The following is an 11433-nucleotide window of genomic DNA, read 5'->3' as shown; positions in this document are numbered from 1 at the left end:
CAGCAATCATTCCTACACATGTTAAATATTATCTTCCTTGCAGGTCTTCTTTTTAGCGGTAATCCTAATTCACAGCGTATTGAAGTTCCTAAGCCGGTACAAGCAATAAGTACCTCAAATTTTTTAAGCAGTATTGGGGTCAATTCTGCAATTTCTAAGAGGGGCGAGACTTTGGAACAAACCATCTCCATCACCAAATACCTTGGTATCAGATGGATTCGCACGGGATACGAGGGTGATATTCCATTGGATGACTTGATCAAATTGCACGAGGAAACTGGAATGAAATACAGCTATGGACTATTGAGTGGGGGAACTGATATCCCAAAACTTATTGCCAACGGAAAAATTTTAGCTAAAAATAACGCCCTGCTTGCATTTGAAGGATTAAATGAGCCCAATAACTGGGGCCTGACTTACAAAGGAGTTAGGGGTGGCAGCAACAACAGCTGGAAAGCAGTGGCCGAAGTTCAGCGTGACCTATACACAGCTGTAAAAAACGAAGCATTGCTTAAAACCTACCCGGTTTGGGATCTTTGTGAAAATGGTGCGCAAACAGATAATATGGGTTTGCAATATCTGCAAATTCCAAAAGGCGCTGGTGCGCAAATGCCTGAAGGAACAAAATATGCAGACTTTGCAGTTTGCCACAATTACTTTTTGCATCCCTCCCATCCTGGCCTGTACGACAACCAAACCTGGAACGCTGCTGATCCCGGGCCGGCTTGTAAAGTAGATGGACTGTACGGCAATTACGGTAACACCTGGAAAAACAAGTTCAAAGGATATACTGAAAAAGAACTGATTAACCTGCCAAAAGTAACTACCGAAACGGGAGTCGTTATCGAAGGTGATGTCACCGAAGAGAAGCAGGCTAAATTATATCTTAATCTTTACCTGTCACAGTTTAAAAGAAAATGGAATTATACCGCAATTTACTTACTTAGAGACCGATCTGATGAAGCCGGCAACCAAAGCTTTGGATTTTACACCAAAGATTATAAGCCCAGAAAGGCCGCGCTTTACCTGCATAATTTCACTACGATTTTGGCAGATCAAGGAAAGGTATCTCCATTAAAATCCCTAAATTACAACATTAGCAATCAGCCTGAAACTGTACATGACCTGCTACTTCAAAAAAGCAATGGCAAGTTTGCGCTCGTAATCTGGGGTGAAAAAGCTAAGGGCACAGAAACCGTTTCACTGAACCTGGATCATAGCTACCCTGAGATTAAAATATTTGATCCTACTTTAGGCACTGGAGAAACCATTGTTTTTAAAGATGCTATTTCTGTTAAATTTGCAGTAAGCGATCATCCTATTATCATTGAACTTTAACCAATAACCAAATAGTAAGCCATGAAAACACGCAGAGACTTTCTTCAAAAATTAGGGGTATCAGCCCTCATGTTGCAATTAACGCCACTCAATAGCTGGGCAGAAAGCAACCCATTAACCAACGAAACCTATGATGGGCCGGTGTTAAGAGTAGCCATTATGGGGCTGGGAGGGTATGGATCTCGTGTTGCGGAAGCCATGCAATCCTGCACACGTGCTAAATTGGTTGGCGTAATTAGTGGAACTCCTTCTAAAATTAAAGACTGGCAGGGCAAATATAACATCCCGGAAAAAAACTGTTACAACTATCAAAACTTTGATCAGATCAGGAACAACCCGGATATTGATGCGGTGTATGTCATCACGCCCAATGCTTTGCACCACGACCAGGTGATACGTGTGGCAAAAGCCGGTAAACACGCCATCTGCGAAAAACCTATGGCTGTAAATGCTAAAGAAGGTCAGGAAATGATTGATGCCTGCAAAAAAGCAAACGTGAAACTACTGGTGGGTTATCGCATGCACTTCGAACCCAGAACATTGGAGGTCATAAGAATGAGAAATACTGGCGAGTTCGGCAAGATTAGTTTCTTTCAGGGGCTTTGCGGTTTCCGTATCGGCGACCCAACGCAGTGGCGCCTAACCAAGCAGCTTGCAGGTGGAGGGTCTATGATGGACATTGGCATTTACGCAATTAACGGTGCCAGATATATGGTCGGCGAAGAACCCATCTGGGTTACAGCACAGGAGACCAAGACGGACCTTGTTAAGTTCAAAGAAGGCGTCGATGAAACCATACAGTTTCAATTCGGCTTTCCAAGTGGTGCAACTGCCTCTTGCCTCTCTACTTATAATATGAACAACCTCGACAAATTTTTCCTAAACGGTGAGAAAGGTTTCGCGGAATTACAACCATCAACCGGCTACGGACCAATCAAGGGAAGAACGCACAAAGGAGAACTAAATCAACCGATCACTACACATCAAACTGTCCAGATGGATGAAATGGCCCAGATCATCTTTGAAAATAAAAAGCCCGTTGTACCAATTAACGGAGAAGAAGCGGTAAAAGACCTGAAGATTATTGACGCGATTTACCTCGCTGCAAAAACTGGTAAAAAAGTAGACTTGAAATTATAATTTTTATAACAATAGGCCTTTTAGCGCTACAATGGCATACTCCCCTGTATTGCTGATGGCCTTCATGATGTCATCAAACAATTCTTTGTTGTTCACTACCTTACCTTTCTTTGGGGCCTCTATGCTTTTAGGGGCTACTGGGGATTCAATGACTTTGGTAGCAAACCAGGTTACGTTTTCATGCGGCACGGCCACACCAAGGATCATTCCTGGCAAACCGTTAAAAGATTCCGGACCGCCAGATACATGAATCTCATCTGTGTAAAAAGCCACCACATAAATAGAATCCAATACTAATGCATTTGCTCTTCTACAATTGTATCCGGCAATGATGCGGGTCTCATCTGTGATCTTCCATTTTATGGCTCTGATTTTATCCTTCACTAAAAAAGTACGCTCATAAAAATCTTTCTGGATGGTACTAGTTCCCTCTGCCAGATTAGAATACACAATGTTTAGCTGGTTGGCCATCGGACTATCATACTGGTAATACAGTGATCTTTCAGGAGGAACTGGTGTGAACAATGTTGATTTTTCAGAGAAAACAAGATTACTTTTTAGGGTTCTAAATTGTGGCTCTGTTCTTAAATATTGTTCATAATGTGGCTTAACGTCTAGCGTACTTTTTGTCACCTTCTTTTTAACTAACGCAAACATATTTGCTGTACGCTCAAACTCGATGCTGCCGCTGGTAATGAATTTATTTTGCTGGGCAATCGAGTTGAAGTTACCTGCTATAACCAGGCAAAACAATGTTGACAATAACTTTTTCATGGCTGTTGTTTTTGCAATGATTTTCCAAACTTGCTGAAATCCCAGCTTGCCGAAAACATAAAATATCTCCCTATGGTGTTGTTACGATACTCTGTAAAACTGCCATCGTTCCCATACCGACTATACCCCGTATTTTGATTAAATAGGTCATTAGCAGTAATAGCGAGTTTCAGGCCCTCCTCTTTCAAAAATGTCCTTCCAAAATAGGTTTTAAAAAGCGCCTGTTCAAAATTCTTGTCAAACACCTTATTCTTACCAACAAACTTGTAGTTCAAATCAGAGCCCATAAAAAAGTTGCGGGGTAATTTGGTATAATAACCCAAATCTACATTAAAGCCTTTCGAATTATTATCCACTTTTTGGAGAGAAGAGGTATTTAAAGTAAAAGTAGGGGCAATATCTAAATAGTATGAATACACAGTTTTATTCTTTCTAATCTCGAATTCCGGAGAATAGGTGGTTGTTTTTGACTTTTGAAGCTCGCTATTTACATAATTATAGCTTGTATTACCCCTAACCGTCATGCTTATAAAAACGATAAAATCCAATTTCGTTGCGTGGCCATAAACTTCGCCGTAAACCTGATAATTGGTAATGGCTTTTCCTTTCAAATTGGAGAACATAAACGTATTTACACCTAAAGAATCTGTATTCCTGTTACTTATTATGGCGTTTAGGGTATTGCCAAAATAGCCCCTAAAATTAATACCCCTGTCAAGCGTCGGTTCGTACAAATAATATCGGTAGTTGAATGTGCTGGAAAACGAGGGCTTCAAGTTTGGATTACCAATATTGATGTTTAAAGGATCAGAATTTTGTCGAAGTGGCTGCAATTCATAAAGAGAGGGTTGTCTGGTATAACCAGAATAGCTAAAGCTAATATTAGATGATTTACTCAATTTATGGTAATAGCTTGCACTTGGCGACCAATTGATAAATTTTCTACTAATTATATTTCCTGCCAGAATTTTATCAGTCTGTTTAAATCCATCGTCGCCTACACTACTACCAATACTGGCATTGCTCTTATCGCCGTTGACGTAGCGAAAAGACAAATTATATTTACTGGAAAGGTTCACCAACCTAAAATCACTGCTAAAAAGCGGGTCCAGCAAGTCGTACGCTCCGGAGCCTGACCTGTTAAAAGACTTATTTGAGTTGTCGTTTACACTTCTGGAATAAGTATAACCTGCATTTAACGACCACGACTTAGAGATCATATCCGAATAATTAAAACCACCGGATATACTGCTAACGCCATAATCTAAAGGTTTAAATTGATCAATACTTTCCTGCGTCTGCACATTTCCCAGATCGTCGTAATAAACGACATCAGATTTCTGATAGCCCTTGTTGTCACTATTACTTGTACTGGCACTTCCATTTACTGAAATACTTCTTCCCTTTTTATTAAGCCGCTTTATATAGTTGGCGTTGACATTGGCCGACTCACTTTTCCCATCGCCAATGGAAACTGTAGAATTGGTATTTTGTAAAACCCCATTTCCACGAACCGTTGTTGCAGCGCTCTTTCCATCTGAAGTACCGCTTCTATTACCTCCACCATAGGTAATATTAAGATCAGCCGTAGAATCGATTTTAGAGTAGAATGAACCGTTAAGCGTCTGGTTAAAATTATAGTTATCTGCACTTCTGGTACTATTTCGGGTATTGAAATTGCCAGGCAAATTATTTTGCGTAACCGAACTGCTGCGGCTATCGATGGTTAAAGCCCCTATCTTATAGTTGGCATTAATGTTTTGTTTGTCTTTATTCCATTTGGTATCAAAGTGTACACCACCATCTCTGGCTAACGGTATTCCACTATCAAAGTATTCTGGCCTTCCATACCCGAAGCCATATTTTGAATTGTCAGAACCACTCAAGCCTACTTTTCCGGTATTCCCAAAATTACCATAAGCAGAAATCTTTTGTTTAACGTCAAACTTATTAAACATCGCCTGGCCTGTATAAAAATCATCAGTGCCATAACCCCCATCCAGCTTTCCAAAAACACCTTTTCTTTTATCTTCGCTAAGCACCAGGTTTATAGTCTTTACCTTAATACCATCATCAATTCCGGTGTTTTTCGCAGCCTCACTTTTTTGATCGTACACCTGTACTTTACTGATCATATCCGCCCTTACGGTTTTAGAGACCAGGGTTGGGTCATCACTAAAAAACTCTTCCCCGTCTACCAGCAATTTACTTACCTGCTCCCCCTGGAAAATTATGGCTCCGCTTTGGTTAATCTTCATTCCCGGCAACTGCTTTAACAAATCATCGGCCTTGGCATTCTTCTGGGTAGCATAGGCAGCCGCATTAAATTCAGTGGTATCGCCCTTTATTTTTATGGCAACTATCCGGGCTTTTACGATCACCTCATTTAACAGGGTAGCTTTTAAGATCATCCCTATCTTGTTGAAATTGTAGCTTGGTTTGGAAACATCAAGCGTAAAATTCTCTACAAAGTCTGCATAATCAGGATAAGTAATCATGATCAAATACTTACCGGGTTGCAAATTCCTGATGTCGAAACCGGCTTTTGTAGTGTAAGTAAATGTTTGAAGAGTGGAATCTTTGGCATTGAGCACGCAAACTGTTGCTTTCTCTAAGCTGGCTTTAGATGTAGTATCTACAACCTGCCCTTTTACAGAAAAATCAGTTTGTGCAGAAACATTAAAAACTGAGAGAAATGATAGAAACCCTATCAGTACCGTTAATTTCATGAGCGCATATTTGGTACTGCAATATATAACTAAGCACTTAGTTAAGTATCATGTAACGGATATATTACAACTTATTCCGGCTCCATTCACTCCATGATCCTACGTATAGTTTTGGGATCTCTAAGCCCGCATAATCCATTGCTAGTAAGGTATGGCATGCCGTTATACCGGAACCACAATGTACAATTACATGTTGAGGCTCAATACCTTTAAGCGCTTCAACATATTTGTCTTTTAACACATTCGGCGGCAGGTACCTGCCACTTGCATCCAAATTTTCCGTGAAAGGTATATTGATTGCGCCTGGAATATGACCTGCAACCAAATCAATTGGTTCTGTTAAACCCGCATAGCGATTGGCATCGCGCACGTCGATCACCAGATGATCTTCAGTCTTCACTACGGCTTCAACTTCAGACATATCCGCCAATCCCAAATTCCATGAGGTAATCTTGTATTGAGGAACTGCTTTAGGTATTTCGATATGGTTGTCGACAGGATAACCAGCCTTCAGTGCTGCATCAAAGCCACCATTTACAACTTGCACTTTTTCATGTCCAATAGCCCTCAGCATCCACCACAAACGAGCAGCTGCATTGCCGCCGTTCTTATCATCATAAACAATAACATGTGTATCCTTTGATATACCAAATTTGGCAAGGACCATAGAAAACTGCTCAAATGTTGGTAAAGGGTGTCTCCCACCAACTGCAAAATCACCAATATTGGCCAAATCATCGTTTACATCCGCAAAGAACGCACCGGCCAAATGCTGCTCGTCATAACGCGCCTTAGCACCAGCACTGGCATCTACTAAAACTACATTTTCAGATCCAGCTAGCTTTACCAGCTCTTCAGGCTGTATTATGGGAGATAAATTTGCAGACATCATATTAAAGTTTGATCCAAAGATAATATTCTGCTTTAATTTAAAATGAATGGATAAGTTTTGTAATTATCTTTATATGGTCAGACTTAACTCAATATTAACATTGAACAACGGATTTATTTATAGTAATAACCTAATATAGCGCTTTGTTTATGAAAAAATTATTGTTTACAGCCTTACTAGGCCTCGCATTGGGAGCTTCTGCCCAGCAAACTCCTCAACCATTTTTATACACGGTTAACTCACTTACAGGCAATTCCTCCTATTGGAACGTCCACTATTCCGGAAGTTATGGAGAACACACCTCCGGTCAATTTGGGTATGACGGGATGGGACAGCAATTTGGCGTTAAAGGTTATCTCGGCAATCGCTTTACCTTATATGCTACTGCTTCTTTGGGTTTTGCCAACAAAGGTGGGGTTAATTCTGCCCAGCAAGCCGAAGTTTTGCGCGACCTGATTGGTGGTGGAAAAGCTACTCATGGCTTCAGACTTGGCCTTGGTTTAGGCGCAAGCCGTGATTGGTCTAATGTTAAATCCGCAATCAGCAGAATTGTACTGTCTTACGACCAATCTAAATGGCGGGCAACTGGTAACCTAAGGTTCGAGAAAGCTTTTGAAAGTAGCAGGGATAAACTCGATTTTATAAGTAGCCTGGGTTTTCAATACCGACTTTCCCCTTCAGTCTTCCTTGGTTTTGAAGCCGTTGGCCAGGATTTAGAAGGATTTTGGGAAGCCGATGAGGCTGAAGGTGGTGCAAAACTCATGGTCGGCCCATCCTTAAACGTATCTCCGGTAAATTCAAAACTTTCGATTTCACTATCTGGTGGACCAGTTTTTTATGCTACAAGGAGTAACATTTTGCCTTCTGAAGCAATTCGCGAACTTGGTTCCAGCATGAATGGCTATTCACTTCGGGCCTTGATTAATTTTAATCTTTTCAATAAGTAACCATGAAACCATCATATCTTATCATCTTAGTGACCCTTATTTGGGGCGGACAGGCCTTAGCACAACTTCCTGGAAAAACTGGTCAGGGAAATCAAATCTTGTTGCCCAACGGATGGAAACTGAGTCCGGCCGGGCATTCAATTCAACTGGGCGACTTACCGCTAAATTTGCAGGTAAGCCCCTCTGGAAATTTCCTCGCCACTACAAATAATGGACAAAGCACACAATCGCTGCAACTCATAGATCCCAAAACAGAACGTATCATAGATGAACGCGTGCTTGCAAAATCATGGTATGGGTTGGCTTTCAGTAAAGATGAGCAACATCTATACGCTTCAGGGGGTAATGACAACTGGATATATGATTTCAAGCTAAAAAATGGAATGCTGGGTTCTTGCGACACCATCAAATTAGGCCCTGTTTGGCCAAAAGGAAAGATCTGTCCTGCAGGCATTGTCGTTAACAAATCCAACAGCAAACTTTTCACGGTAACAAAAGAAGATAGCACATTATACATCATCAACCCGGGAGAGAAAAAGATCCTTAAAAAAATTCAATTACCTGCGATAGCCTACAGCTGCTTACTTTCTAAAGATGAAGCCAGGTTATATGTTTCTTTATGGGGCGGCAAAGGAATAGCAGTTGTCAATCTCAGTACAGAAAATATAGCTCAAATAATTCCGGTAGGTGATCATCCGAATGAGTTGTTGCTCAATAATAAAGGGAATACCCTTTTTGTAGCCAACGCTAGCGACAATACTGTTTCTGTAATCAATACATTAACAAACAAAGTAACAGAAACCATAGCCACCACGCTTTATGCCACGCAACTTACAGGTTCAACAACCAACGGACTTGCATTAAGTGCCAACGAAAAAACGTTATACATTGCCAATGCCGATAACAACTGCCTCGCAGTTTTTGATGTGAGCAAACCGGGCAACAGCCAGAGCCAGGGTTTTATTCCTGTTGGATGGTATCCTACCAGCGTTAAAACTTTGGGTAATAAAATATTGGTCAGCAATGGAAAAGGCAATACATCATTGCCTAATCCGAAAGGACCGCAGCCTATTTCCAAGGTAGATGACAGCGGCTATCATATGGGCAGCACTGCAAACGACCGACTACAATACATCGCGGGATTATTTAAGGGCAGTTTATCTTTCATCAACACGCCTAAGCCAGAAGAGCTAAAAACATACACCAAGCAGGTCTATGCCAATTCGCCTTTCAACGATAAAAGAACTATTGTTGCTGATGGAGAGGCCGGTAACCCTATCCCTCGCAGAGCCGGAGAGAAATCGCCAATCAAACACGTATTCTATATAATTAAAGAAAACCGGACTTACGATCAGGTGCTTGGCGACATGCCAGAGGGTAACGGCGATTCTTCTCTTTGCCTTTTCGGCAGAAAAATAACCCCAAATCAGCATGCCCTTGCAGAGAATTATGTGCTGCTGGATAACTTTTATGTAGATGCAGAAGTAAGTGCTGATGGACACAACTGGAGCATGGCAGCTTACGCTACAGATATCGTGGAAAAAACATGGCCAACAAGTTATGGTTCACGCGGTGGTTCTACGAGTTTCGAGGGGGGACGGGTAGTTACTTATCCGAAAGGTGGATTTATTTGGGATTATTGTCAGCGTGCCGGAATCTCCTACAGAAGTTATGGCGAGTTTGGTGCCTACGGTAAAGCCAATATTAAGTCCCTGCAGGGGCACATGAGTCCAAATTCTCCTGGCTTTGATATGGACATCACCGATCAGGTAAGGGCTGATGCCTGGGAACATGATTTCGATTCTTTGTTAAATGCCAGCGTGGTTCCGCAATTCAGCACCTTGAGGATATCTAACGACCATACCAGTGGTCAAAAGAAAGGCAAAGTATCTCCACAAGCAGCTGTTGCAGATAATGACCTGGCCGTGGGTCGCATTATTGAGCATCTTTCTCATAGTTCTATCTGGAAAGAGTCAGTGGTATTTATTCTGGAAGATGATGCACAAAACGGCCCAGACCATGTAGATGCACACCGCTCACCAGCATATGTAATCGGTCCGTATGTCAAAAGACATACCGCAGTTCATACCATGTATTCCACATCCGGATTCCTGAGAACAATGGAATTGATTCTTGGTCTGCCGCCAATGAGCCAGTATGATGCAGGGGCCATGCCCCTATTCGAGTGCTTTACCAGCAAACCAGATTTCACACCCTACACGGTTAAAAAGCCTCTGATCAATATAGACACCAGGAATGTGGCGGTAAATGAAAGCAGCAAACGATCTGAGCTTTTCAACTTTGCCAAAGAAGATGCTGCGCCCGATCTCGACCTCAATGAAGTAGTATGGAAGTCCGTGAAAGGTGAGCACAGCATCATGCCTGCTCCAAAAAGAAGCGCCTTCGTTATTTTAGAAAAGAAGAAAAAGGATGATGATGATTAATAAACTTTAACTTTATGGATCGCTAGTCTTAATACACTCTTAAATGAAGTACATTCTTATATCATTATGCCTGCTTAGTCTTGGGGGCTATTCTCAAGATTTTAAATCACAGATTGCCCTGCACAGAAAAAACTATGCAGAGGATTTCTTGAAAGATACTAGATCTCCTTTAAAAGAGAAAGACCTGCAATACCTGCGCTTTTATGAGGCCGACAACACCTATAACGTTAAAGCAACAGCTACCATCCTAACAGATGCTGAACCCTTTATCATGCCCGTATTTGCTGGCTCCGGTGCTGAGTATGTGCCTTATGCACTATTGAAATTCCATATAAAAGGAAAACCACAAAAGCTAACTGTATACAGGAATACCTCATTTGCAAAGCGACCTGAACTTGCTGATTATCTTTTTTTGCCTTTTACAGACAAAACCAATAGCGCAACAACCTATGCTGGCGGTAGGTATATCGATTTGAGAACGGGCGACTTTAATGATGGAACCGTATCAATTGATTTCAACAAAGCCTACAACCCGTATTGCGCATTTAGTGGTGGGTATTCTTGTCCAAAACCGCCAGAAGCAAATCATTTAAAAATAGCAATTGAAGCTGGCGAGAAGAGCTACGCATCTGATAAAAAACATTAACTTTTTTCAAACAAAAAGGGCTGAATTTCAGTAGAAGATTAAAAGATAAATACCCTAAATTTACAATAGTTAAAACAAAGAAACATGAAACGTACAGCAAAAGCACATTGGAATGGTACCTTACAAGAAGGAAAGGGCGAAATCAGTACTCAAAGCACAATATTAAATGAAACCCAGTATTCTTTCAAAACCCGCTTTGCGGATGGTGTAGGCACTAATCCAGAAGAATTGATCGCTGCGGCACATGCTGGATGCTTTACCATGGCGGTGAGTGCTACTTTATCACAACAAGGTATCACTGCTGGTGATCTGAACACAGAGGCAATCCTGGATTTAGACATGCAGGCCTTAAGTGTAACCGGTATCCATTTAGAATTGAAAGCCAGTGCCATTGATGGTGTTGACGAAGCTAAATTTAAAGAGATTGCAGAAGGTGCTAAAGCCAATTGCATCGTATCTAAAGCATTGAGCGTACCCATTACATTATCTGTAACCTACGGATAGTCATCTGCAAAGCCAGTGT

At 41.4% G+C, this 11433-nt stretch carries 9 protein-coding genes; 6 read left to right on the top strand and 3 right to left on the bottom strand.

Annotated elements, in window-relative coordinates; translation table 11 throughout:
• Positions 1–18: 18 nt before the first annotated feature.
• Entirely contained in the window at positions 19–1338 is a 1320-nt protein-coding gene (locus ACXZ1K_RS11750; protein WP_458969860.1) for a hypothetical protein, read from the top strand.
• A gap of 21 nt (positions 1339–1359) precedes the next feature.
• Entirely contained in the window at positions 1360–2478 is a 1119-nt protein-coding gene (locus ACXZ1K_RS11745) for a Gfo/Idh/MocA family protein (protein ID WP_458969859.1), read from the top strand.
• A 3-nt stretch (positions 2479–2481) separates the two neighbouring features.
• Here ACXZ1K_RS11745 and ACXZ1K_RS11740 read toward each other — a convergent pair whose 3' ends face one another.
• The 3 genes from ACXZ1K_RS11740 to ACXZ1K_RS11730 form a co-directional block, all read right to left on the bottom strand.
• Positions 2482–3252: a GLPGLI family protein gene (locus ACXZ1K_RS11740; RefSeq protein WP_458969858.1), complete on the bottom strand. Its 771-nt coding sequence runs from the start codon at positions 3250–3252 to the stop codon at positions 2482–2484.
• The gene (locus tag ACXZ1K_RS11735) at positions 3249–5981 is read right to left on the bottom strand and encodes an outer membrane beta-barrel protein (protein ID WP_458969857.1); all 2733 of its coding nucleotides are present in this window, start codon (positions 5979–5981) and stop codon (positions 3249–3251) included. The genes ACXZ1K_RS11740 and ACXZ1K_RS11735 overlap by 4 nt, the downstream gene beginning before the upstream one ends.
• Positions 5982–6045: 64 nt before the next feature.
• Positions 6046–6873: a sulfurtransferase gene (locus ACXZ1K_RS11730; protein ID WP_458969856.1), complete on the bottom strand. Its 828-nt coding sequence runs from the start codon at positions 6871–6873 to the stop codon at positions 6046–6048.
• A 149-nt stretch (positions 6874–7022) separates the two neighbouring features.
• On the opposite strand from ACXZ1K_RS11730, the gene ACXZ1K_RS11725 reads away from it, so the two are divergent.
• The 4 genes from ACXZ1K_RS11725 to ACXZ1K_RS11710 all read left to right on the top strand — a co-directional run bounded on the left by ACXZ1K_RS11725 (position 7023) and on the right by ACXZ1K_RS11710 (position 11414).
• A complete protein-coding gene (locus tag ACXZ1K_RS11725; protein WP_458969855.1) occupies positions 7023–7820 on the top strand; it encodes a hypothetical protein in 798 nt (265 codons plus the stop codon).
• Between the two features lie 2 nt (positions 7821–7822).
• A complete protein-coding gene (locus ACXZ1K_RS11720) occupies positions 7823–10264 on the top strand; it encodes an alkaline phosphatase family protein (RefSeq protein ID WP_458969854.1) in 2442 nt (813 codons plus the stop codon).
• Positions 10265–10307: 43 nt separating this feature from the next.
• Positions 10308–10910 (top strand): DUF1684 domain-containing protein, encoded by a 603-nt coding sequence (locus tag ACXZ1K_RS11715; RefSeq protein ID WP_458969853.1) that lies wholly within the window; start codon positions 10308–10310, stop codon positions 10908–10910.
• An 84-nt stretch (positions 10911–10994) separates the two neighbouring features.
• Positions 10995–11414 carry an OsmC family protein gene (locus tag ACXZ1K_RS11710; protein WP_458969852.1) on the top strand — a complete coding sequence of 140 codons (420 nt, stop codon included), beginning with the start codon at positions 10995–10997 and terminating at the stop codon, positions 11412–11414.
• Positions 11415–11433 lie beyond the last annotated feature (19 nt).

The sequence above is a fragment of the Pedobacter jaeyakensis genome (assembly GCF_054461315.1).
This window is presented reverse-complemented; position numbering and strand designations above follow the sequence as displayed.